The sequence below is a fragment of the Fontibacillus forbon genome (genome assembly GCF_046559655.1).
Lineage (GTDB): Bacteria > Bacillota > Bacilli > Paenibacillales > Paenibacillaceae > Fontibacillus.
In genome coordinates, this window is sequence record NZ_JBKGFV010000003.1 from 458622 (window position 1) to 482167 (window position 23546).

Here is a 23546-nt window from a genome sequence, read left to right on the forward strand (position 1 = left end):
TAGCACAACACAACCAAGAAAGCGGGGGTTACATTTATGAAAAAGAAGATTTGGGCTACCCTTTTCAGCTTGACCCTGATCATGGGACTGTTATCCGCTTGCGGCGGCAACAATGGTGCCAATGAAGGGGCCAACGGAGGAAATGCGGCGAACAACGGGGCTGCCGACGACAACAAGAAAGTCACCATCAACATGTTTACGGCTTCTCCGGAGTACACGGATGCGTTTAATGCTTACATCGAAGAATACAAAAAAGTGAAGCCAAACGTAACGATCAACCTCGAGATCATGCAAGCGGACTATAACACGGTACTTAAATCGAGAATCGCCGCCGGAAGTACGCCGGACGTGTTCCAAACCACCGCGGGCGGGGACATCGACACCTATGCCGAATACAGCGCCGATCTTACCAATGAGCCGTTGGCCGCAGCGATGACCGATGCCGTTCGTGCCAATATGAGTTCTTCCGACGGTAAAGTGCTTGGCCTTCCGGTTAAAGGCAACCTGTTCTCCATTATCTACAACAAGAAACTTTTTGATGAAGCCGGGATTACCTCTTTCCCGAAAACAACCGCTGAAATGGACGATGCCATCGCCAAGCTGGAAGCCAAAGGAACTATTCCTTTCGCCAACGCGTATAAAGAGTGGTGGGTATGGAAACATATTTTCCAACACTTTGTTGATGCGGCGGCACAGGATGCCGGCGTAGCTCCTAAAGAGCTCGTTGACAAATTCATTGCCGGAGATGCAAAAATCAAAGACTACCCGGTTCTGTACAACAACTTTTTCTCATACGTAGACACCACAGTAAAACATGGTACGGATAAACCGCTTGAACGCGACAGCAACGCGCAAGTGAGTGACTTTGCTTCAGGCAAGGCAGCAATTATGAACGGTAAGGGTGCATGGGACGAAGAAGCTATCAAGAAAATCACGCCGGACTTCGAACTCGGCATTGCCGGTTACCCGGTGAGCGACAAAGCGGAACAATCCCAAATCATCACGGGTGCCGACCAGGCGTTGCGGATCAATAAGGATTCCAAAGTAGTCAAAGAAACCGTCGAGTTCTTCAACTGGCTGTATACTTCCGAGTACGGGAAAAACTGGTTCTCCAGCGTGGCGAAAGTCATTCCTCCGATCAAGGACGCTCCGATGCCGGAACTCGACATGCCGAAACAAATGAACGAAATCCTGAAAAACGAAGCATCGGGCGACCTGTCCGTCAACTATTCGCTGGATACGTTCCATCAAAAATTCGGTGAAATTATGCAAGCTTACATTGGCGGCAGCAAAAATAAAGACCAAGCCGTAACTGAAATTGAGCAAGCTTGGGTACAACTCGGTTCCGCCCAATAATTAAAGGCCGCAAACTCTTAACGCAGCACCGGGCGGTGCTGCGTTAAGTCTATTTAACGATGACGATGATAAAAGGCAGGTGCATCTAAAAATGTCCCAAAGATTCGATTTTGCGGAAAATGGAATTCATTTTATTTTCGAAGTGACAAGCGAAAAGGACGTACGGCTGCTTCATTTCGGTGCCAAGCCCTATGAGGAGGAGTCGGTAAGCGAAACGCAAAAACAAGGTTTTCGCCTGATGGAACTGCAGCTTACCGGCGAGGACCGGGCGGAGTATCACGGGAGAACGCACCGGGCGACGTATCCCGGTCTGCGGATGCGGTATGACGGTCATGAAGATTCCCGGAACGGGCTTGGCCGCAAGCTGGAAATTGCCCTGAAGGACCCCGATACAGACCTCCGGGCGGTGCAGCATGTTCAATTTTATGACGGGATTCCGGTGACACGCATCTGGGTGGTATTGAGCAACGGCGGAACGGAAGCACTGGGCGTGGAGTATGTTTCCACGTTCGCTTTGACCGGGATCGATAAAGAGGGTGAAATGTCCCGGGATGACAAAATGAACTTGTTCATTCCTCATACGGGCTGGCAGAGCGAATTGCAGTGGAGATCCTACCGTCTGCCGGAGCTCGGGCTTTCCCATTTGACCGACCGGACTTCCAAGCGGATCTCCTGCAGCAATACCGGCTCCTGGTCCGCGGCCGAGCATATTCCGATGGCGGTGCTGGAGAATGAGGAGGCGGGAAGCGTCCTGTTCTGGCAGATCGAGCATAACGGGTCCTGGCATTGGGAGATTATCGACCAGAATGATCATCTCGCATTGCTGGTCAGCGGTCCGACCGAGCATGACAATCACTGGTGGGTGCAGCTTGAGCCCGGCGAAGAGTTCGTTTCCGTTCCGGCCGCGGTCGGTTCGGTTAACGGGGACTTCGATGACGCCATCGGGGCGCTGACCCGATACCGCCGGGTGATCCGCCGGCCCAATGAAGATAACCGCAAGTTGCGGGTTATATTTAATGATTACATGAACTGCCTCTGGGGTAGTCCGACCACGGCCAAGCTGATCCCGCTGATCGATGCGGCCGCGGAAATAGGGAGCGAGTATTTCTGCATCGATGCCGGCTGGTACGCGCCGGGCGAGTGGTGGGACGGCGTGGGCGAATGGCTGCCGTCGGAGGAACGTTTCCCGGAAGGGATAAAATATGTCCTCGGCTACATCCGCAGCAAAGGGATGATCCCCGGCCTTTGGCTGGAGCTGGAAGTCATGGGCATCAATAGTCCGAAGCTGAAGGATACGGACGATAGCTGGTTCTTCATGCGTCATGGCAAACGGGTTAAGGACCGCAGCCGCTATCAACTGGATTACCGCAATCCGAAGGTGATACAGCATGCGACGGAAGTGATCCGCCGTTTGGTTGAGGATTATGGAGTCGGCTACATTAAGATGGACTACAACATTAATGCCGGAATCGGGACGGAACGGGATGCCGACAGCTTCGGGGACGGGCTCCTCCAGCATAACCGGGCTTATCTGCAGTGGCTGGACGGGATTTTTGCCAGATACCCGGAGTTGGTTATCGAGAACTGCTCCAGCGGCGGGATGCGGATGGACTATGCCATGCTCAGCCGGCACAGCATCCAGTCCACGAGTGATCAGGAAGACTACGTGAACTATGCGGCTATCGCGGCGGCTTCACCATCGGCTCTGACGCCGGAGCAGTCGGCGATCTGGTCGTATCCGCTGCGAGAGGGCGATGACGAAGAGGTTGTGTTCAATATGGTGAACGCGCTGCTGCTTCGCGTACACCAGAGCGGACATCTCGCCGAACTGAGCCCGCGCCGCCGGGAACTGGTCAAGGAAGCGCTGGATTACTACAAGACGATCCGTCATGATATTCCGGAGGCGTTGCCGTTTTGGCCGCTCGGTCTGCCGACCCAGCAGGACGAATGGATAAGCCTTGGACTTCGCAAGGACAACCGCGTATACTTGGCCGTCTGGCGGGTACGGGCTGCGGAGGCGGGCCGTGCGAACGAGCCGGCGGAGACTACCATCCAGCTGGACTGGTTGAAGGGCAAGCCGCTTCAAGTGCGCCGCGCCTATCCGCGGGATTTTGCGGGCGATTGTCTCTGGAACGCCGAAGACGGGGAGCTGAAGGTCGTCTTGCCGGCCGAGAAAACTGCAAGATTGTACGAGATTACCGTGGGGGAATAACGGAGCGCAATAGCATTTGACCTCATCTCCCCAGCGCGGGTTTAGAAAACCATGACTTATTGGAATGAAGGAAGGGCCGTATTCACACCCTAAGGGGGAGTACGGCCCTTAATTCCAGTTGACAGGAAACCGTTTGGTTTCATATAATAACAACATGCTTGAAAATGAAACCATAAGGTTTCCTAATGAAGAGGAGAATGATGGAATATGGAAGATAAGATGAATGAAACGCTGCCGGATATCCGGCATACCATTTTATTGCATGCCACGGCAGAGAAGGTTTGGGAGGCCGTCGCTACGGCGGAGGGATTATCGGCTTGGTTTATGCCGAATGATCTGCAGCCGGTGGTGGGACATGAATTTCATTTGCAGGCGGGACCTTTCGGGCAATCCCCGTGCAAAGTAACGTTGGTGGATCCGCCGAACCGATTGTCTTTTAATTGGGGTAAAGATTGGACGCTGACCTTTGAATTGGTGGAAAAAGAGGGGCAGATCGAGTTTACGCTCATCCACGGCGGCTGGACCGCGGCTCAAGTGACGGAGTTCGGCGAGCCCCATGACATTGTCCGCGGCCGGATGGACCAAGGCTGGGCCGGACTGGTTAACAAGCTGTCCGCCTACGTCGGAGGTTAACGATGACGTCCACGGCCACCGCGCCGAAACAAGATGTCTTTCAGGCGGTCGCGGACCCGACCCGGCGCGAGCTTCTGGGTTTGCTCGGCGACCGCGAGCTGCCGTTGAAAGACCTGACCGGCCACTTTCCGATGAGCCGAACCGCCGTCTCCAAGCATCTGCGCATCCTCTCCGATGCCGGACTGGTCCGGGAACGGAAGGTCGGCCGGGAAACGCGCTACCGGCTGGACGCCGATCCGCTGCTCGAGCTGAAGCGTTGGCTGGCTTACTTCGACCGCTTCTGGGAGAACAAGCTCTCCATGCTGAAGCACTATGTTGAATCCAGCCCGGACACCGGTACATCGGCTGCTGCGGAGGAACCCCTCCGCCTGGCCGGATCGGCACAGCAATCAACCTTGCCGCAGCAATCGTCCTCGCCGCCGGGCCACGAGGATTGACGGGAAAAACAGGAGTAGCGCCTCATCTGAGCGTTATTCCAGCGAATTAACTGGAAAACCTACAGCTAATTTCTTCGAAATCGGCCAAATTACCAATTTAACTGGAAAACCTACAGCTAATTTTTTCATTTTCAACGTAAAACGGCGAAAAAGTAATAGATAGAAAAAAATAACTGGAGTTTTTCCAGTTATTTTTTGTATTTTAACGTTAAGCGAGAAATTAACTGCAGGAATTCCAGTTAACTCCATGCACCCCACAGTAGCCTAGTGCGAGCATTGCTTTTTAAGAAACCAGCACCGACAGTCCAAAAAAACTTTACTCACCTCAACCCACTCAACGCACTCAACCCACTCAACCCACTCAACCCACTCAACCCACTCAACCCACTCAACCCACTCAACCCACTCAACCCACTCAACCCACTCAACCCACTCAACCCACTCAACCCACTCAACCCACCAACCCAACTCACCAAACTCACCAAACTCACCCAACGCACTCAACTAACTCAACCCACTAACTCAACTTACCAACTCAACCCACTCAACCCACTCAACCCACTCAACCCACTCAACCCACTCAACCCACTCAACCCACTCAACCCACTCAACCCACCAACCCAACTCACCAAACTCACCAAACTCACCAAACTCACCAAACTCACCAAACTCACCAAACTCACCTAGCTATCCTATATAACTTATCTTCCCTCTCTTCCCTCAACCATTCCCCATATGCATAACAACACTTGCTATCCACTCTCCCTATCTCCGCCAAAGTTACTTCATAAAGAACCCTTGCAGCCCCATCGGCCATTTTGCTTCCTACGGAATCCAAACAAACATGCTCATGCTAATCATTCATACTAATCACTAACGCCGTTCGCGGACACCAATTACTAAAGCCAATCTCACATGCAGGCGTAAGCATTAAAACCCCGGCTACTGGTGAACCTCCAACAGCTTTTGAAGGAACATGTCCACGGCTAAGGTGGGGGAGGCATGTTTGTTTCGAATCAGGGAGAAATCGCGCTGCAATGTTGTGCCGCCGGATTCGATTTCGAGCAGTTCGCCGCTGGCGAGTTCCTTGCGGACGACCCAGCGGGAGAGCAGTGCTACGCCGAGACCGGCGGCGACCGCCTCTTTTACGCCTTGGCTGCTGTTGAAGACATAAGACTGCTTCACGGCGAGCCTGCACTCCTGCAGAAAATGGTCGCTGAATGCGCGTGTGCCGGAGCCGTTTTCGCGCAAGATCCACACCAGGTTTTGCAGGCCGGAGTATTCTGCTCGCCGAAGTGAGGCTAAAGGGTGATCCGGAGCGGCTACCACGATCATTTCATCCTTCATGTAAGGCGTAACCCGCATATCGGACTGATCGGGAACTTCACCCTCCACCAGGCCAAGATCGAGCTCGTTCAGCCGGACGCCCCGGGTGATCTCTTCCGTATTGCCAATCGTTACTTGAAGCTCCACCTCCGGGTAGGCCGTGGCAAACTCCGCCAGCAGACGCGGCAAAATATACTCTCCGATCGTAAAGCTGGCACCGATGTGAATGGAGCCGGTCACAATTTCATGAAGCAGCCGGATTTCCTGTTTTGCCTCTTCGTACAGCGCCAGAATTTGCTTCGCCTGGCGGTACAGAATCTGGCCCTCCTCCGTCAGATTCACATGTTTGGGGGAACGGTTCAGCAGTTGGACTCCGAATTCATTTTCAAGATTGCGGATATGCAGACTAACTCCGGGCTGAGACAGATTAAGCATCTCTGCCGCCCGCGAAAAATGGCTTTGCTCGGCCACCGTAACAAATACGCGAAGTGTTTCCACGATCAAGCTTCTTCACTCCCTCTCTGATTCCATTGTATCCCCGATCCCGTAAGCGCAACAATCCAATCATTAGTATTTCTGATGATAGAAATAGCAGATTACTATTTCACTTTCCGTCCGACGGGAGATAACATGAACGTGAGGCCGCGCGGTTCCTTTCTAACAACAGGTTTGGAGTGAATGACATGGCACAAACGGTACAGACACAGATTAAGGCACGACCGTACAAGCGGAGGCAAAAATTCGGTTTTGTGCAAGGCCTCGGCCTAACCTTGCTGCTTGCGGTTACAGCCAAATACATGGCGATTCTTCCGTTCTTGAATGTCATGGGGCAGCTAGTGATCGCCATGATTCTTGGCATGGTCTGGCGGGCGATATTTGGCGTGCCTGCCCCCGCCGTAAGCGGCATAACGTTCTCAAGCAAAAAATTGCTTCGCTTCGGCATTATTCTCCTCGGGATGCGGTTAAATTTGGGAGACATGGTTCAAGCCGGGCCGCGCGTCCTCATGATAGCTCTGATTCATATTACAGTAACCCTGGTTGTCGTTTACGGTATTGCCTCACTATTGAAAGTAGACTCAAAATTAAGCATGCTGACTGCTTGCGGTACCGCCATCTGCGGGGCGGCAGCGGTGGTAGCGATTGCGCCGCAGGTGGAAGCGGGGGATGAAGAGACCGCGATAGGTGCGGCTATCGTAGCGATTCTGGGGACGATTTTTACTTTGGCGTATACCTTGCTATATCCGTTTTTCGGACTTACGCCGGAAGGCTATGGGGTATTTTCGGGGGCCACGCTGCATGAAATTGCGCATGTGATCGCGGCGGCAGCCCCTGGCGGAAAAGAAGCTGTCGACCTGGCGGTCGTAGTGAAGCTGACGCGGGTAGCGATGCTTGTCCCTGTGGCGCTATTAGTGGGCGCTTGGGTGCAAAGAAGACGGCGGGGGAGAGAAGCCATGTCTGCGGATTCATTGAACCAGCCGGATTTGTCGGATCCTTCGAATCACAACCAAAACCGGGGATTCCGTTCCATCCCGATCCCCTGGTTTATTCTTGGCTTTCTCCTCATGAGCGGGGTAAATACCCTTGGAATTGTTCCGCAACAGCTCTCGGCCTATCTTGTCGAAGCCGCCTATCTCCTTATCGCCATGGCGATGGCCGGATTGGGGCTTGGCGTGGACTTCGCGGCGTTCCGCCGTTTAGGCATCCGCCCGTTCTGGGCAGGGCTGATCGGCTCGCTGGTGTTGTCCGGGCTGGGAATGATTACTGTCCATCTTTTCGGGCTTGCGTAAACACTTCATCATCATCATCATTTCGGGTTAAAAAACTTGTAAGCAACAGTACCAATAAGACCATAATTCCGGATGCGCCTAATTGAATAATGAGCTCGTAGTCATCCGGAAGCCGGATATAGCCGAAAATCTTTTGCATTAAGAACAACAGGATCCTGAACAAGGACAGAAACACCAGAATCTTTACTGCATATAATTTTAACTTTTTCACGGAATTCACCCACCTACTAATGAATTGCTTCTAATCGATATTTTACACGAATTTGTCCATAATTTGGGAAACTCAAGAGATATAGATTTTGAGCGGAAAACCCTGACAGGCTGCTGTCAGGGTCTTTCCTTTAAGATGGGGGTATCTTTAACTTAAAACTGCCAAGGAGGTCACTTCGAATGAAACAGCAAACCGGAAAACTGGATTTAACCAAGGCCGACACCGCCTATTATACCGCCGCACGCCATCCCGAATATCTCACGCTGCCACCCTATAATTACCTCGCTTTGACCGGATACGGTTCACCTGACAGCAAGGCTTTTGCAACCGCAACGGAGTCTTTGTACAAGCTGGCCTATGGCATTAAAGGAATTTACAAGCAGACGGGAGAAGACTTTGTCGTAGCTAAACTGGAAGGTTAGTGGTGGGTCGAGAGTAAAGTGGATTCCTTTAAGGATGCGCTGGCTGTCCCCAGAGAGGAATGGCACTGGAAGTTGTTGATCCGCCAACCTGACTATGTAACGGCTGAGGCTGTTGAGAAGGCGAGGAATCTGGCGTTGGCCAAGCTCGGCCAGACCTCTCCGGGTACTTCCGTGAAATTGCATCAAGTGGCTTTTGAAAATATGGAGGAAGGCTCCTGCGTACAGATGCTTCATCAGGGTCCATTTGCCGACGAGCCTAGAACGCTGGCACAAATCCATAGCTATATTGAGGAGCGGGGTTTTACTCCGACCGGGAAGCATCACGAAATTTACTTGAGCGATTATCGCAAGACCGCCCCGGACAAGCTGAGAACGATACTACGTCAACCGGTAAAATAGTGCTCAAAAGCCCCCTATCGCAACCGGATATTTTGTCCACGACCTCTGCGAGGTATATAATGGAAGGGCAGTCTGCTTCAGTTATGCCAGCCATCATATATCGAGGAGGTTGTTGCAATGAAGTACGCGAAATTGGGAAGAAGCGGCTTGAATGTCAGCCGATTGTGCTTGGGGACGATGAATTTCGGACCGAGCACGGAGGAACGGGAAGCGTTCAAAATTATGGACGCGGCGCTGGATGCCGGGGTGAATTTTTTTGATACGGCCAACGTTTACGGCGGAACGCCGCACCGGGGCTGGACCGAGGAAATCATCGGACGCTGGTTTGCCCAGGGCGGCGGAAGAAGGGAAAAGGTCGTACTCGCTACGAAGGTATACGGAGGAATGGGCGATCTGAACGTGGACCCGAACGAGGGACCCGGATTGTCCGCCTATAAAATCCGCCGTCATCTGGAGGATTCGCTGCGTCGCCTGCAAACCGATCATATCGAGCTGTACCAGATGCATCACGTGGACCGGAGCGCATCCTGGGATGAATTGTGGAACGCCTTCGACATTGCGTTAAAACAAGGCAAGATCGGTTATGTCGGCGCCAGTAATTTTGCCGGACGCGATTTGGTCAAAGCTCAATACGAAGCAAAAGATCATGGCCTGCTGGGACTTGTCTCCGAGCAGCATAAATACAGCCTGCTCTGCCGGTTGCCGGAGCTGGAGGTCTTGCCGGCCGCCGAGGATCTTGGCATCGGCGTCATTCCGTGGAGTCCGCTGGACGGAGGTCTCCTCGGCGGCAACTGGAACCCGCAGCCGGGCTCGCGGACCGCAAAGCAGGGCGAGCGCCTGGAGAAGCTGCGCCCGCAGCTGGAGCGGTTCACCGCGCTTTGCAAAGAGCTCGGCGAGTCGGAAGCGACCGTGGCGCTGGCCTGGACGCTGGCTAATCCGGCGGTTACCGCGCCAATCATCGGGCCGCGTACGCTTCAACAATTTGAAGATACGCTACGCGTCGTCGAAGTGGAGCTAAGCGAAGACACGCTGAAGGCGCTGGATGAGATTTTCCCGGGGCCCGGCGGAGAGGCGCCGAAGGCTTACGCCTGGTAATTTTGCATAGCACTTAACGAATTTCTATCAGCCGATTTGGTTCGTCCATAAGGAGAACCGGGTCGGCTGTTTCATTTCCGATTGGCATGCAGACACGACTCTTGCCCGATTATTGTTCTTGACAGTGCATCAAATTTGAAATAAATTATATAGACCGATTGGTTTAATTTATGATGAGACGCGAGGTTAGTGATATGCCAAACCAGAATCTTACCCGTAAAACCCTGATTGAGACGACGGCCAAGCTGCTCTCGAATCAAGGCTACAATGCCACCGGGCTGAATCAGATCACTCAACTCAGCGGGGCTCCCAAGGGCTCGCTTTATTATCATTTTCCCGAAGGAAAGGAACAACTCGCTTGCGAAGCCATTCAGTACACGCAGGACCTGGCTCGAGTGAAGCTTCAAGACGTGTTTCAATCCGTTTCCGATCCGGTTGAAGCGGTTCGGAGCATGTTTGCGCTTTTGAAAGATCAGTTTGAACAAGGGGAGGCCTTAGGGGTACCGATCGGCATTATCGCCCATGAAACGGCCAAATGCAACGAAACGATCCGCCAGGCTTGCAGCAGCGCCTATGAGTGCTGGGGTGCCGAGTTTCAAAAGAAATTTGCGCCCGCCGGTTATTCGACGGAAGAGGCACGTGAGCTGTCGGTGATGATCAACGCGATCATAGAAGGCTCGGTTATTATGAGCTTGACTCAAAAAAGCAGCGATCCGTTGCGGATTGCTTCGGAAATGGTGCCGAGATTGTTCCGGAGATAGCGTTCCAATTTGGAGCAGAGGAGGATAGTCCCTTTCACTAGCTTCTATAATAAAGCTCTATTATTTTAAATTTTATATATAGAACGGTCTAGTATATTTGTTCGAACTAATACTAATATGCCAAGGCCGATGCTAATCCTCTGACTGATGGAGGACGGTTGGCCTTGTTCACATAGAGACTACTTATAGATAGAAAAATATATCCTGGATAAGTCTGGAGGAAATAATAATATGAATATTGGTTCAATGGGCGCGGATCATTCCGCCCAACCCCAGGGGATCCGAAGGCTTCCGATCACGATTGCGCTTATTATCGGCGCGTTCGTCTCGATTCTGAACGAGACCCTGTTGAACGTCGCTTACACCGATCTCATGGGCGAACTGCACGTTAGCCCTTCAACCATTCAATGGTTATCTACCGTTTACATGCTGGTGATCGGCATTCTCGTCCCGATTACCGCCTTACTGATACAATGGTTTACCACCAGGCAAATGTTCCTGTCGGCCATGATTTTATTTTTGGTCGGCACGATCGTGTGCGGCATTGCTCCTTCTTTCGGCGTTCTGCTGACGGGACGGATTATTCAAGCCGTCGGAACAGGGCTGTTGCTTCCGGTCATGATGAATACAATCCTTACGATCTATCCCCCGGAAAAAAGAGGCGCGGCGATGGGGACCATCGGCCTCGTCATCATGTTCGGTCCTGCGATCGGCCCGACGCTGTCCGGTTTGATCCTTGATGCGCTGAATTGGCGCTGGCTGTTCTTCTTCGTCATTCCTTTAGCCGTATTTTCGATTGTTTTTGCCGCCGTTTATTTGCGGAATGTATCCGAGCTTTCCAGACCTAAAGTGGATCTGATTTCGATTCTGCTGTCCACGGTCGGCTTTGGCGGTATCGTCTATGGCTTCAGTCATGCCGGGGAAGGGGAAGGCTGGTCCGATCCGGTTGTTTACACTTGTCTGATCGCGGGCTTTGTCGCACTGGCCTTGTTTGTATGGCGGCAGTTGTCGGTCAAAGAACCGACCCTGGATGTACGGGTATTCAAGTATCCGATGTTCGCGCTTGCCGCTGCGTTGCTGATGGTCATGATGATGACGCTGTTCTCCACGCTGATCCTGCTGCCGATGTATTTGCAGGGGGCGCTGCTGCTGACTCCGTTCGTGGCGGGCCTCGTCCTGCTGCCGGGCGGTGTGATCAACGGCCTGATGTCGCCGGTTGCGGGGCGGTTATTCGATAAATTCGGCCCAAGAGCGCTGATCGTACCCGGTTTGATCATTGTTATCGGAACATTGTGGTTCATGAGAGACTTAACGACTACCACGCCGGTCGGTACGGTGATTACGCTGCATATTAGCCTGCTCATCGGTATCTCTCTAGTGATGATGCCGGGGCAAACGACGGGGCTGAACCAGCTTCCGCCGCGGATGTATCCGCACGGTACTGCCATCATGAATACGCTGCAACAGGTGTCCGGGGCGATCGGTACGGCACTGTTTATCAGCATTTATTCTTCCGGCCAGTCCCGTTATTTGCAAGGCTTAGCCAATCCCGAAGATCTGGCGGAAAAGCCGAACGCTTTGGTCGCCGGGCTTCATGATGCGTTTACGATTTCGATGTTCGTAGGTCTGATTGCGCTCCTGCTCGGTTTGTTCCTTCGCCGGACGCAGGCTCCGATCGAGTATCATCCGACCGAGCCGCAGCCTAAACCTCAACCTCAGCAGTAAAAATAACAAAAAACCCGATAGGCACGCCCTAGCATGGCGATGCGTATCGGGTTTTTGAATTTCAGGCGGCATACCGGGCCGATCAGCGTGAAGGGGCAGGGCGAGATCCTTTCCGCCGGATTAGCCGTTCATTACGCTGCCGCCATTGGCGCCAAGGATCTGCCCTGTGTAGATATTGGCATCATCCGAGGCGAGAAAGAGCACCGACTTGGCGATTTCTTGCGGAAAGGCGAGCCTTCCGAGCAAATAGCGGGCATCGTTTTTGTCGCTTTCTTCCAGGGAAGAGCGGACATCGGTGAACGTACCGCCCGGCGCGACGGCATTTACCAGCACATGGGGGGCGAGCTCCCGCGCCAGCGATTTGGTAAAGGCGGTTACTCCGCCTTTGGCTGCCGCATAATGCGACAAGTCGGCCGCGCCTTGGCTGGCGAGGTCCGAGGTGACATTGATGATTTTGCCGGATTTCTGTGCCGTCATCCGGCGGGCGGCTTCGCGCGAGGTGTAGAAGGCGCCGTAAAGATGGATTTTAATCATCCGGTCCCATTGTTCGTTCGTCATCTCCGTAAGGCTGACGGTTTGGGCGATCCCCGCATTGTTGACCAGGATATCCAATCGGCCGAAGACGCTGTCGACAGCGGTAAACATGGCCTGAACCTGATCCGGGTCACTGACATCGGCGCTGTAAATTTCCGCCCGGATTCCATGGGATTCCGCCTGGCGTTGAACATCCGCGGCTTCCTTGTCATCTCCGAAATAGTTGATGAACAAGTGGTGTCCCGCCTTGGCGAGCTCCAGTGCGATCGCTTTGCCGATTCCCCGGCTGGCGCCGGTAATCAAGGCGACCTTAGGATGCGAATCATTGTTGCTGATCATAAGAAAGTGGTCTCCTTTGACTTCTAAATAGCCTTGCTTTTAAATACACAAGGACAAATATATCATCGTTTCCCGCCAAAAAGGATTATTTTAACTAAAATTTTCTTGAATTCTGTACAGTCTGTGGAATTAATCCTTGGTCGCTTGACGACGATAGGGGATAAGCGGACAATACTAGAGGGCTAACAACAAGTAGCTTTACATAAGAAAGGGAGAGCCATATGAATAAATTTTTCAAGTTAAAACAACACGGTACCACCGTCAAAACGGAACTGCTGGCGGGGGTGACCACCTTCCTGGCCATGGCTTACATTCTGGTCGTCAATCCGGCCGTACTGCACGCCGCCGGAATTCCGTTCGACCAGGTGTTCATGGCAACGGTCATTTCCGCCGTCGTCGGCACGCTGTTCATGGCGCTTTTCGCCAATCACCCGATCGCCATCGCTCCGGGGATGGGGCTTAACGCTTATTTCACCAGCGTCGTCGCATCCACCGGCTTAACTTACCAAACCGTGCTCGGCACCGTGTTTATCGCCGGCATACTGTTTCTGCTGCTCAGCCTGACCAAGCTCCGGGAAGCGCTGATCCGCGCCATTCCCGATTCGCTCAAATTCGGCATCACGGCCGGGATCGGCCTGTTTATCGCTTTTCTCGGCCTGAAAATGTCCGGCATCGTTGTCGCCAGCCCCGACAACCTCGTTACCTTCGGCGACCTGCACCGTTCGGTAACGCTGCTGACGATTTTCGGCGTCTTCGTTACGCTCGTCCTGATGGCGCGCCGTATTCCGGGTGCGCTCTTTATCGGCATGGCGCTGACCGCGGTGATCGGATATTTGACGGGTCAGCTTCATTTTGACGGCGGCGTCGTTTCCGCTCCGCCGATGCCGGTCTTTTTTGACATGGACATTCCCGGCGTTTTCAGCCAAGGGCTGTATTCCACCGTATTCGCCTTCCTGCTCGTAACGCTGTTCGATACAACGGGTACCCTGATCGGCGTGGCGGAGCAAACAGGCACGATGAAGAACGGCGAATTCCCGCGCGCCAAATCGGCGCTGCTGGCGGACGCGACGGCGACGACGGTCGGCTCGATGTTCGGCACGAGCCCGACGACCGCGTTCATCGAGTCGACAACCGGGGTAGCCGCAGGCGGACGGACCGGATTGACCTCCCTGGTCGTAGCGGTTCTGTTCCTGTTGTCCATCTTCGTCTCGCCGCTGGTAGGGGCGATCTCTTCTTTGCCGGCCATCACGGCACCGGCCCTGATCATTGTGGGCTGCTTTATGATGGAGGGTCTGGCCCGGATTCAATGGAAATCTTTTGACGAAGCATTTCCGGCCTTCGCTATCCTGCTGATGATGCCATTAACCGCCAGCATTGCGACCGGCATCGCTATCGGTTTTATCACCTACCCCGTGATGAAGCTCGTCAGCGGAAAAGGTCGGGAAGTGCATCCGCTGCTCTATGTCTTCGGAGTGATCTTCGTCATCCAGCTGGCGTTTTTCCCGGCGCATTAAAACGCCTTCAAAGAAAAAGATTTTGTCACCGGATTTAACCTGGTTGTGACCCTTTTCCGGCAGTGTGATCATATAATGGAAATATAAATAATACTTCGTGTTTAAACGTTTGAAAAAAGGTTATTTATACTTATAAACGTCAGGTATAACTTGTCGGTCGGTGTATCGAAGTTTCGTTCATAAGTCCATAGTGAAGACCGGAAAGGCGGGAACCTTGCAATGAAAAAATTAATGACGGTTCTGCTCCCCTTATTCCTTATTGTTGTAATGTCTTCGTTAACTACGTCCAGTTCAGGAGCCGCCAAAACGGAACAATCACCGGACGCACTCCGGGAATCGCGGCACTTGACCGTCTATATCGACCGGCTGAATCTCGGACCGGACGGTGGTGAAATCACGGTCGATCCCATACAATGGTACACCGGGAAAGAAGCCGAGGCCGTGTTCGCCAAATTCGAACCGGATGCCGGCATCGACGGCCCTCCGGACGGTTATTATATCGTGAATGAGGATGAACGACTGGAGCGTTATCCCGTAGCCAAGAATGCTCAAGTCCTGATGCAAATCTATGATCGTACCGGTAGTGTTGAAGATGCCGATATTTCGTGGAACGAGCCGGTGAGTCTGGAACAACTGGACCGTCTGCTCCGGCAAACCGACGTTTTTGATGTGAGCCTTTTCCCTTATCATTTGACAATCGAAAACGGGCAGGTAACCGGCATTGTGCAACAGTATGTGCCTTAATGTATACTAAGCGGCTTGAGACGGTTCCTAAGTAGGAAAAGAGGACCAGAGGGAATGAAAATATAGGGCAATCCCCTTTTGGAAAGCAAGTGAACGAACCCATCCAAGCGAGATGGATTTCCTTGTTGTCCGAGAGGGGATTTTTCGCAAATAACTGTTTTTTGACTGATATTGCTGGGGCCGCAAGCCGTAAGACGGGTTTCGGAGAAGTAGATTTTTTCATAAAACAGTACCCTTATAATTCCCAAAGGTGTAATATGGAAGAAAGTGAATCTAGTTCTTTATTACTATTTTTGGAGAGCGTGAACGGATCATGAATAGGGTACAAGAAATTCACCGGCGAAATGTACTGATGCTGAAGCTGCTTTGGAGCTTTTATTTGATTTCGCTCTTAGTCAACGTGATTGTAGATAAAAGCATATACGTCCTATATCCACCGGTCGGACTCCTTCTGGGAATTGGTTTGCTGGTGCTTGTGGCAAGTCGCCGCGTTCCGGAGCTCGCCATGTTTTTGATGGTGGCGTCGCTTTACGTTTTTTTGATGAGCCTCACTTTGAAATATCCCTATCTCGTTAATTTTATATTTCTGGGACTCATTCCCTTGTTCACTCTTTTATATCTCGATCTTAGGGCGGTTTTACTGTCAGGCATCTTATACCTTGCCACAGCCATCTATATGTTTTACGCACTGCATGATGAAATGTTTGCGGCGGTGGAGCGAAGCGATGTAGTCTATATCATTGCGTTCGGGCTGTTTTCGACTACGTTCTCTTTGTTTTTCACGAAATTCACCAAATCCCTGTGGCTGAAGGCCGAAAAAACCGGAGACCAGCTCAGCAGCATTCTGGAAAACGTCGAGATTGCGACCTGGTCGTATAATTTTAGCGATGGCATCATGCATCTGTCCGAAGGCATTGTTCATATTAGCGGGATGCCCTCGGAGGCTTTTAAGGGCGATTACCGGCTCTTGACCGACATTGTCTTGACGGCGGACAAGCCCCGCATCATGCAGGCCCAAAAAGAAATGGTCCTGGATAAGCGAAGCATTGTGACGGAGTGCCGGATTGTCCATCAAGACGGTGAATACCGCTGGACTCAAATCCGGGGGAACCCCTATTTTAACGAGCTTGGTCATTTAGAGAGGCTTGAAGGCGTCATTATCGATATCACGGAACGGAAGAGGCTGGAGGAGCAGGTCGAGTATCTGGCTTACCACGATGAATTGACCGGCCTTCCTAACCGGGCGATGTTCAATATGCGTTTTGATCAATACATACACGAGGGCACGTCCCTTTTGACGATCATGTTTATCGATCTTGACAATTTCAAGGAAGTCAACGACGCATTCGGCCACAGCGCGGGCGATCTGCTCTTGAAGGAAATTGCCGGAAGGCTGTCCGGTCATATCCGGGATACCGATATGGTCTGCCGGCTTGGCGGAGACGAGTTCCTTCTTTTGCTGTCCCATAGCGATGCAAGACACGCTTCCAAGGTGGCGGAACGGATTATCGCCAGCCTCTCCAGCCCTTTTCATTACCAGGGCTATCCGCTCGTGGCAACGCCGAGCATCGGGGTATGCGTGTACGAAGGCGGCCCTTGCGATCTGGACCAGCTCATCCGGGAGGCGGATGAGGCGATGTATGAAGCAAAGCGGGAAGGGCGCAACCGCTACTTTATTAATGCGGCATCCTCCGGTGTCACCTCGTATGTTTAATGTATAAGGAGCAGAGTTGGCACTGCTTGGTGCGCTGGATTAACTAAATTGCTAGCATGGTTAGAATTTTGCTGCAAAAGTGCAGTTTTTTGCGTTTGAGTTTCTTGGGACTAAGGGAAATACTGCAATTGTGCAGGATTTTCGCGGAAAAATCACAAAACGGGGAGTTCTGCTGGAAGAATAATGTACTTTTGCAGCAAAACTCCCTTTTTGTTGAGTAAAGTGACTGAAATGATGTAATATTGCAGTATTTTGCAAATCGGATGCAATGAAGCTCGAACCTATCCATCTAATGACGCACACAAATCGCGTAACTTAACGCTAATCAGTCAATCGGACGTACGTTATGATTCATTGCAAGCGAACTCGCCTCAATTCAACACAAGCCTGTCGCCTCGATTCATCAACCCAGCCAACTCAAACCAACCTACAGTAAACCAATCTACAGCAAACCACTTCATCGCAATCCACCGCAAAACAAACCTACCGTAAACTAACCTACCACAAACCAACCTACCGCAACCCAACCTATCGTAAACCAATCTACAGCAAACCATTCTACAGTCCAAACCAACCGTAATTAAACTATCACCTATCTAACGCATGCCTATCTATGTCCTCCCAGAGCCTTCTTTCTATAGTTGAAAACTCTAATTAAGTTGGATTAGGTCGATGGAGGTTAACTAGTCAGCACCATTACTGCAAAAGTGCAGTTTTTTTACGTTTGTGTTTCCTGGAGCTAAGGTAAATACTGCAATTGTGCAGTAATTTCGCGGTAAAATCACAAAAAAGGGAGTTTTACTGGCAGAATGATGTACTTTTGCAGCAAAACTCCCTGTTTGATAAGTAAAGTAGTTTAAATGATGTAATATTGCAGTATTTAGCCAATACGAGGATAATCTAGCTCAAGCCATGTAATCTAATGGACGCAAATTATGCAGCTAACGCTCACCAATGCAACTAACGCTCACCAGTAACTAATACTCATCAGTGCGATCTGACGCACGCGATTCATTGCACGCCAGCCCACCGCAATCTGATTCATGCCTACCGACTCAACTCACCAACCCACAACCCACCAACCAACCCAACTAACTATAATTGCTGTGCTGCGCTCGGGTGGAGTTCGTATCTCACGACGTATTTGCCTTCTCCGCCAGTTACAGGGGTGAATAGGCCTTTCGTGCAGAGTGAGTGCAGGATTCGCACTGCGGTACGATGGTTCATGGATAGGTGAGTCTCCACATCGATCGGGCGCAAAGGTCTGGCAAGCTGGAATGCAAGCCGGATAATTTCCCTTTCCGCAACACTTTTGACGCTGACTTGGGAAGATGATTCGGGTTGATAACGGCTAAGCACCATTCGCAGCAAGGTTATGCATAATTCAGGGCGATGAGCGACATCGTCATATGCGAAAGAGATGACTTGATACCCTAATGCGGTCAGAAAAGTTTCCCGGTTCAACTCGTAGCAATATTTTTGCCTGTCCATATCCCTTACGTGCGTACCGAACCCTTTAATCTCAATCACTAGCCTAATCTGGCCGGAGAGGAACATGAAATCGCAGAAATAGGAAAGCCCCCGCCAATCAAGGACTTCGAATTCCGGGTGCAGGCCGGCAAAATCCTTTCGAAGCGGCCACCAGACGTTGGCGCAGAACAATTTCTCGGCTTCCCGATGACCTCTGGCCAAGCGGCCTTTACGTTCACCAGTCCTCCTTTGCAAATGGTATTCAATAAATGAAGCATGTGCTGTCTCGAATTCCATCCTAAACACCCCTCTTAAAAATATAAAAAAACGTCCCGACTCCACCTCTTTTTTTAGGAGGGGAACGGGACGTTCTTCGTCACTTGCTTGCAAATATTAAAATGGTTAGATTGCTTATTATCGCCTATTCCTCTTCCGATCATAATAAATCGCGCCCAGCCACTGGCTGGCGGCAAACAGCACGACCATGCCGAGCACCAGCAGAAACCGGTTATCGCCTTTGCGCAAAATAAATTGCATAAAGAACAGAACGAGGGCAATTTCCGTCCACATCAGACCCCGCTTGCGGAGCGCTTTGAAATCATAGGCGCCCGTTTTCATTTTGCGTAAATTGATCCAGGCGACGACAATTAAAATCAAGAGGAAAATCAACGAACCGATGAGGTCTTCTCTTTGAAACGAACCTATTGTCCCCACCCCGCATTCCGTATGTAAATTTGTGTAAGACTGCTGTATGTATGCATTGTAACTTATCCCATGAGGAGCCGCAAACGAATATCTGCAAAAAAGACCATCAGGCAGGCGGTTCGATCGCCAACGCCGAGCCGTCCCAATGATGTACGAATTTGGAAAACTCGGCGCTCGGCAGCGGTTTGCTGAAATAATATCCCTGGAACTGGTCGCACTCCAATTCAGTCAGGTAGTTGAGCTCATCCGGCGACTCGATCCCTTCGGCTACGACCCGGAGATCCATATGATGGCCGAGTTCGATCACCGCACGGACGATGGACGATTTTTTGGAATCATCCATCAGGCCCTGGATAAAGGAACGGTCCAGCTTCATCTCGCTGATCGGCAGGCGGTCCAGTTGGCTGAGCGAGGAATAGCCGGTTCCAAAATCGTCCATGGAGATATGGATGCCCATCTTGCGCAAGTCCTCCATGATCTGGACGCCGTATTCCACGTTACGGATCAGCGTACCCTCGGTGATTTCAAGAACGAGCCATTCCGGCTCCAGCCCCGTTTCATGAAGAATCCGGGTAATCAAAGGAACGAGGTTGCTTTGGTAGAAATGCCGTGCGGAGATATTTACCGCTACGGGAAATTTGGCAAGCCCCTGGGATTGCCAGACTTTGTTTTGGCGGCAGGCTTCGCGAAGCACCCATTCGTCGATATCCAGAATGATTCCCGAGTTTTCCGCCAGAGGAATAAACTTCGCGGGAGAAACCACACCGTAGTCCGGGTGCATCCAGCGAATCAACGCCTCGGCGCCGATCACGTCTCCGCTTTCCGCATCGATCTTCGGCTGATAATATAACGTGAATTGCTCGCCATGGAGCGCGCTCTTCAGATCATTTTCAAGCTGCATATTTTCCGCGCGCTGATTTTCGATCAGGCTGTCATAAAAATGATAGAAGCCGTCGCCTTGCTCCTTTGCTACATACATGGCGATATCCGCGTTTCGCATGATGATGTCCATCTCCCCCCCGTCGAACGGAAATACGCTGATCCCGACGCTGACGGACATATACAAGGACCTTCCGTTAATCTCGAAAGGCTCATCAAGACAGTCGCAAATATGTTGCGCAATTCGCTGAACATCCGAAATATCCTCATAATGCAGGACAAACAGGAACTCGTCGCCGCTTAACCGGAACACCTTGCACTGCTCGGAGACGATACCGGAGAAACGTCGTGCGACTTTTCTCAGAAGCCGGTCGCCAACCGTATGCCCCAAGGTGTCGTTGACTTGTTTGAAGCGGTTCAAGTCGGCAAACATGACGGCAAAAGGCAAGTTACTGTCCGGGTTGTCCAGGTTCAGCGATTTGGTGTACTCCAGGAAATGAAGCCGGTTCGGCAACCCCGTTAATTCATCGTAATAAGCCAGGCTGTGCAGCTTTTTTTCCGAGTGTTGCAGCCGGTTTGTTTGCTCTTTGAGCAACAAGTTGTTTTGCTGCGAATCTTGAATCATATGTACCAGCTTGTTCGACATCTCCCGGAAATTGCGGATGAGCGAGCGAATCTCGTGGATTCGGCTTTTCGGCCAATCCGTCTTGTTTTCGGAAAATAACTTCCCCGGAAGATTGGTCGTCAGCTCCGTCAATTGGGTTAAACTTTGCAGCAGCTGGCGGTTCATGATATGACCGGCTACGGCTGCAAAGAAAAAGAAAAGCAAAAGAAACATGAATTGTCCCAGGTACTGCTTGTATATCTGTTCCTGATATTGCTGCATCGGGACCAGAACCGTCAAACTGAGAGGCAAGGGACCGAGATCCGCATTATATATGTAATTGGCGTCATGCCATTCCTGATCCGGCAGGATCTGTTGATTCTTCACCGGCATGCTTAAGAAAAAATTGTCCTGGATCACATAGTCCGACCGGGCGGGTACCGAACTGGCCAAAGCAGCGGCATCGCCGCCGTTCCCGCTGTCTGCGATTACGTTTCCTTCGGGACCGGTAATAATGAGCCGGTACTGATTGTCGGAAGCGTATCGCCGGGTCAGATTTTGCAGCTCCCTGGCTTGGGAAGTGTTTGGAGATAACGTAGTCGCAAGGGTGTCCGGATCCCAGTCACGAATCTCCTCCGAAATGGATTTGCCGGTGTTAGAGGCAAGTTGAAGCGAATGATTCGATACCGAGGCATATGTATTCCAGCTGTTATTGACTATGTAGAACAGAAAGGGCAGTGCGATCGAGATAATCATGATATGAAAAAGGACCTTGCTGAAATAAAGCGGACTTTGCTGCGAGGAGGCCCCTCTTTTGAACCTGCGTTTCGGCAAATATCTCCATAAAATATCCGCGAACAGCACGTTGAACAATCCGTTGGCCGCTGAAATAATGATCATCAACCCAAGCTCGAACGTTACCGTATGGTATGTAAAATAGTAGGCGCCCAGAATGACAGGACTACCGATCAGCAGCCAGAACAGGCCGTCCGCCAGGATCATCCGGTCTCGTTTGGTCCAACGCAGAAGCAGGCCGAGTACCGCTAATTCCAGCAGAGAGATGGCCTGAAAATACGGCTTGTCCCAAAGGAAAATGGATACGACATATACGAAAGTAGCGGCAGTAAGGCCGTATACGTTCCCATAGCAACGGATGAGCAGCAGCAGGGCGATATTGGTGAAGGTCAGCGATAATCCGAAAATCAGATGCAACTCATGAAACTCGCAAAACAAAGCGAGCGCTAGTCCTGCCAGAAATACAGCAGGCAGAAGCAGAGACGAGTATCTCTTTTGCGTCATACCCGGGGATCCCCCTATAGCCAAAAAGTGGTAAGAGTATTGGATAGATGATAGTGAGTAGGAGATATGAGGTACAGTACTTAATACCTATTTTTCATTCTACATAATTAGATAAATATCCTTTATTTTTTTAAAAAGGCGTTGAATAACTTTCCAATCACTATGTTTACGCATCAGATGAGGACATACGCCGGATGATCCCCATTTTTTTCATTGGATACCCTCGTTTGTCAAGGACTTTTAAGACAGAATTTACTTAAAAAATTAGATATCATCTTTTTAAGATATTGCAAAAGGATGATGGAGATGGCGTTACGAAAATTCCTCAAGCTGGTGGAGATCCAGACGAAAGCGGCCAGCATGATTCCCTTTTTGTTGGGCACGATTTATGCTTTATTTCGTTTTCATGAATTCCAGACAGGACATTTTATCTTAATGCTGCTTTCGCTGCTAAGCTTTGATATGGCAACAACCGCAATCAACAACTACTACGATTACAAAAAAGCTTCCAAAAAGCACGGTTACGGCTACGAGATTCATAATGCGATCGTTAACTACAAGATGAACCCCGGCGCCGTGGTCGCTATCATAGTTATTCTGCTGGCTATAGCGATAGGAGCAGGCATCGCCTTGTTCCTGGACACCGGCTGGCTGATATTGCTGCTCGGCGGATTATCGTTTGCGGTCGGAATCTTATATTCTTTCGGGCCGATCCCGATTTCCCGCATGCCGCTGGGTGAAATATTTTCCGGACTGTTCATGGGGTTCGTCATTATGTTTATCTCCGCTTATATTCATGTGGGGGACCGACTCGCCTCCCTGAAAATCGAAGGTGGGGTCATGATGCTTCAGGTTCAGCTTGTGGAGGTGGTGCTCATTTTCCTGGTCTCGATACCCGCCATACTCGGGATCGCGAACATTATGCTGGCCAACAACATCTGCGACTTGGAGGAAGATATCGAGAACAAACGGTATACCTTGCCTGTATACATCGGTCGGAAGCATGCGTTAGGGCTATTCCGGATTTTGTATTATGCGGCTTACGCGGATATCCTTGTTTTGTTTTTCCTGGGCGTGAATCCGATTCTTCTGGTATTGGCCTTATTGACCCTGATTCCGGTCAGCAAAAATATCCGGGCCTTCACCGAGAAGCCGACCAAACAATTTACATTCGCGTTGTCGGTGCAAAATTTCGTGCTCACGAATTTGGCGCGCATCGCGGTATTGGGGCTTGCCGTTCTGATTACGATGTAAGTGCCGGACATTATAATTCGAATAATTTGCAATTACGAAACCGGGGGACCGCTGCTGATGCGGTTGCCCGGTTTTTTGTAGTAAAATGAAGGGATAGGGTTAGTGGCGGTTTTGAAAGAAAGCGGA

20 protein-coding genes are annotated in these 23546 nt (G+C 51.2%); 14 read left to right on the plus strand and 6 right to left on the minus strand.

What is annotated here, in order from left to right; genetic code table 11:
* The first annotated feature begins 36 nt into the window (after nucleotides 1-36).
* The 4 genes from ACLB09_RS14165 (at nucleotide 37) to ACLB09_RS14180 (ending at nucleotide 4638) form a co-directional block, all read left to right on the plus strand.
* Nucleotides 37-1356 (plus strand): extracellular solute-binding protein, encoded by a 1320-nt coding sequence (locus ACLB09_RS14165; RefSeq protein ID WP_410770477.1) that lies wholly within the window; start codon nucleotides 37-39, stop codon nucleotides 1354-1356.
* Between the two features lie 91 nt (nucleotides 1357-1447).
* Nucleotides 1448-3568: a glycoside hydrolase family 36 protein gene (locus ACLB09_RS14170; protein WP_410770478.1), complete on the plus strand. Its 2121-nt coding sequence runs from the start codon at nucleotides 1448-1450 to the stop codon at nucleotides 3566-3568.
* Between the two features lie 207 nt (nucleotides 3569-3775).
* Nucleotides 3776-4201: an SRPBCC family protein gene (locus ACLB09_RS14175; protein WP_410770479.1), complete on the plus strand. Its 426-nt coding sequence runs from the start codon at nucleotides 3776-3778 to the stop codon at nucleotides 4199-4201.
* A gap of 2 nt (nucleotides 4202-4203) precedes the next feature.
* Nucleotides 4204-4638 (plus strand): ArsR/SmtB family transcription factor, encoded by a 435-nt coding sequence (locus ACLB09_RS14180; RefSeq protein ID WP_410770480.1) that lies wholly within the window; start codon nucleotides 4204-4206, stop codon nucleotides 4636-4638.
* Between the two features lie 942 nt (nucleotides 4639-5580).
* On the opposite strand, the gene ACLB09_RS14185 is transcribed toward ACLB09_RS14180, so the two are convergent.
* A complete protein-coding gene (locus ACLB09_RS14185; protein WP_410770481.1) occupies nucleotides 5581-6468 on the minus strand; it encodes a LysR family transcriptional regulator in 888 nt (295 codons plus the stop codon).
* Between the two features lie 179 nt (nucleotides 6469-6647).
* On the opposite strand from ACLB09_RS14185, the gene ACLB09_RS14190 reads away from it, so the two are divergent.
* The gene (locus tag ACLB09_RS14190) at nucleotides 6648-7751 is read left to right on the plus strand and encodes a YeiH family protein (protein ID WP_410770482.1); all 1104 of its coding nucleotides are present in this window, start codon (nucleotides 6648-6650) and stop codon (nucleotides 7749-7751) included.
* Here the strand turns inward: ACLB09_RS14190 and ACLB09_RS14195 are convergent.
* Nucleotides 7723-7962: a hypothetical protein gene (locus ACLB09_RS14195; RefSeq protein WP_410770483.1), complete on the minus strand. Its 240-nt coding sequence runs from the start codon at nucleotides 7960-7962 to the stop codon at nucleotides 7723-7725. The genes ACLB09_RS14190 and ACLB09_RS14195 overlap by 29 nt on opposite strands.
* A 179-nt stretch (nucleotides 7963-8141) precedes the next feature.
* On the opposite strand from ACLB09_RS14195, the gene ACLB09_RS14200 reads away from it, so the two are divergent.
* The 5 genes from ACLB09_RS14200 to ACLB09_RS14220 all read left to right on the plus strand — a co-directional run bounded on the left by ACLB09_RS14200 (nucleotide 8142) and on the right by ACLB09_RS14220 (nucleotide 12364).
* Complete coding sequence (locus ACLB09_RS14200) at nucleotides 8142-8384, plus strand: hypothetical protein (protein WP_410770484.1); 243 nt, start codon at nucleotides 8142-8144, stop codon at nucleotides 8382-8384.
* Nucleotides 8385-8402: 18 nt separating this feature from the next.
* Nucleotides 8403-8783 carry a GyrI-like domain-containing protein gene (locus ACLB09_RS14205; protein ID WP_410770485.1) on the plus strand — a complete coding sequence of 127 codons (381 nt, stop codon included), beginning with the start codon at nucleotides 8403-8405 and terminating at the stop codon, nucleotides 8781-8783.
* Nucleotides 8784-8900: 117 nt separating this feature from the next.
* On the plus strand, nucleotides 8901-9878 hold the full coding sequence (locus ACLB09_RS14210) for an aldo/keto reductase (protein WP_410770486.1): 978 nt from the start codon (nucleotides 8901-8903) through the stop codon (nucleotides 9876-9878).
* A gap of 194 nt (nucleotides 9879-10072) precedes the next feature.
* The gene (locus ACLB09_RS14215) at nucleotides 10073-10639 is read left to right on the plus strand and encodes a TetR/AcrR family transcriptional regulator (RefSeq protein WP_410770487.1); all 567 of its coding nucleotides are present in this window, start codon (nucleotides 10073-10075) and stop codon (nucleotides 10637-10639) included.
* Nucleotides 10640-10885: 246 nt separating this feature from the next.
* Nucleotides 10886-12364, plus strand: coding sequence for an MDR family MFS transporter (locus ACLB09_RS14220; protein ID WP_410770778.1), 1479 nt, complete (start codon nucleotides 10886-10888; stop codon nucleotides 12362-12364).
* Between the two features lie 120 nt (nucleotides 12365-12484).
* Here ACLB09_RS14220 and ACLB09_RS14225 read toward each other — a convergent pair whose 3' ends face one another.
* On the minus strand, nucleotides 12485-13237 hold the full coding sequence (locus ACLB09_RS14225; RefSeq protein ID WP_410770488.1) for an SDR family NAD(P)-dependent oxidoreductase: 753 nt from the start codon (nucleotides 13235-13237) through the stop codon (nucleotides 12485-12487).
* 221 nt (nucleotides 13238-13458) lie between these two features.
* Here ACLB09_RS14225 and ACLB09_RS14230 point away from each other — a divergent pair, with 221 nt between their 5' ends.
* From ACLB09_RS14230 to ACLB09_RS14240, 3 genes are all read left to right on the plus strand, one after another.
* Nucleotides 13459-14751, plus strand: a complete 1293-nt coding sequence (locus ACLB09_RS14230; protein ID WP_410770489.1) for an NCS2 family permease — start codon at nucleotides 13459-13461, stop codon at nucleotides 14749-14751.
* A 219-nt stretch (nucleotides 14752-14970) separates the two neighbouring features.
* Nucleotides 14971-15495, plus strand: a complete 525-nt coding sequence (locus ACLB09_RS14235; RefSeq protein ID WP_410770490.1) for a hypothetical protein — start codon at nucleotides 14971-14973, stop codon at nucleotides 15493-15495.
* 313 nt (nucleotides 15496-15808) lie between these two features.
* Complete coding sequence (locus ACLB09_RS14240) at nucleotides 15809-17209, plus strand: diguanylate cyclase domain-containing protein (RefSeq protein ID WP_410770491.1); 1401 nt, start codon at nucleotides 15809-15811, stop codon at nucleotides 17207-17209.
* A gap of 1095 nt (nucleotides 17210-18304) precedes the next feature.
* Here ACLB09_RS14240 and ACLB09_RS14245 read toward each other — a convergent pair.
* The 3 genes from ACLB09_RS14245 to ACLB09_RS14255 form a co-directional block, all read right to left on the minus strand.
* Entirely contained in the window at nucleotides 18305-18976 is a 672-nt protein-coding gene (locus ACLB09_RS14245; RefSeq protein WP_410770492.1) for a DUF559 domain-containing protein, read from the minus strand.
* Nucleotides 18977-19093: 117 nt separating this feature from the next.
* Entirely contained in the window at nucleotides 19094-19393 is a 300-nt protein-coding gene (locus ACLB09_RS14250) for a hypothetical protein (protein ID WP_410770493.1), read from the minus strand.
* Nucleotides 19394-19490: 97 nt separating this feature from the next.
* Entirely contained in the window at nucleotides 19491-22166 is a 2676-nt protein-coding gene (locus ACLB09_RS14255; protein WP_410770494.1) for a putative bifunctional diguanylate cyclase/phosphodiesterase, read from the minus strand.
* A 306-nt stretch (nucleotides 22167-22472) separates the two neighbouring features.
* On the opposite strand from ACLB09_RS14255, the gene menA reads away from it, so the two are divergent.
* Nucleotides 22473-23420: a 1,4-dihydroxy-2-naphthoate polyprenyltransferase gene (gene menA / locus ACLB09_RS14260; RefSeq protein WP_410770495.1), complete on the plus strand. Its 948-nt coding sequence runs from the start codon at nucleotides 22473-22475 to the stop codon at nucleotides 23418-23420.
* Nucleotides 23421-23546 lie beyond the last annotated feature (126 nt).

Bases quoted from the DNA above. Each gene is read 5' to 3' on its own strand.
- ACLB09_RS14190 (WP_410770482.1), top strand. From the start codon at position 6,648: ATGGCACAAACGGTACAGACACAGATTAAGGCACGACCGTACAAGCGG.
- ACLB09_RS14240 (WP_410770491.1), top strand. From the start codon at position 15,809: ATGAATAGGGTACAAGAAATTCACCGGCGAAATGTACTGATGCTGAAG.
- ACLB09_RS14180 (WP_410770480.1), top strand. From the start codon at position 4,204: ATGACGTCCACGGCCACCGCGCCGAAACAAGATGTCTTTCAGGCGGTC.
- ACLB09_RS14220 (WP_410770778.1), top strand. From the start codon at position 10,886: ATGGGCGCGGATCATTCCGCCCAACCCCAGGGGATCCGAAGGCTTCCG.
- ACLB09_RS14225 (WP_410770488.1), bottom strand. From the start codon at position 13,237: ATGATCAGCAACAATGATTCGCATCCTAAGGTCGCCTTGATTACCGGC.
- ACLB09_RS14175 (WP_410770479.1), top strand. From the start codon at position 3,776: ATGGAAGATAAGATGAATGAAACGCTGCCGGATATCCGGCATACCATT.
- menA (WP_410770495.1), top strand. From the start codon at position 22,473: ATGGCGTTACGAAAATTCCTCAAGCTGGTGGAGATCCAGACGAAAGCG.
- ACLB09_RS14255 (WP_410770494.1), bottom strand. From the start codon at position 22,166: ATGACGCAAAAGAGATACTCGTCTCTGCTTCTGCCTGCTGTATTTCTG.
- ACLB09_RS14165 (WP_410770477.1), top strand. From the start codon at position 37: ATGAAAAAGAAGATTTGGGCTACCCTTTTCAGCTTGACCCTGATCATG.
- ACLB09_RS14200 (WP_410770484.1), top strand. From the start codon at position 8,142: ATGAAACAGCAAACCGGAAAACTGGATTTAACCAAGGCCGACACCGCC.
- ACLB09_RS14230 (WP_410770489.1), top strand. From the start codon at position 13,459: ATGAATAAATTTTTCAAGTTAAAACAACACGGTACCACCGTCAAAACG.
- ACLB09_RS14215 (WP_410770487.1), top strand. From the start codon at position 10,073: ATGCCAAACCAGAATCTTACCCGTAAAACCCTGATTGAGACGACGGCC.
- ACLB09_RS14170 (WP_410770478.1), top strand. From the start codon at position 1,448: ATGTCCCAAAGATTCGATTTTGCGGAAAATGGAATTCATTTTATTTTC.
- ACLB09_RS14235 (WP_410770490.1), top strand. From the start codon at position 14,971: ATGAAAAAATTAATGACGGTTCTGCTCCCCTTATTCCTTATTGTTGTA.
- ACLB09_RS14210 (WP_410770486.1), top strand. From the start codon at position 8,901: ATGAAGTACGCGAAATTGGGAAGAAGCGGCTTGAATGTCAGCCGATTG.
- ACLB09_RS14245 (WP_410770492.1), bottom strand. From the start codon at position 18,976: ATGGAATTCGAGACAGCACATGCTTCATTTATTGAATACCATTTGCAA.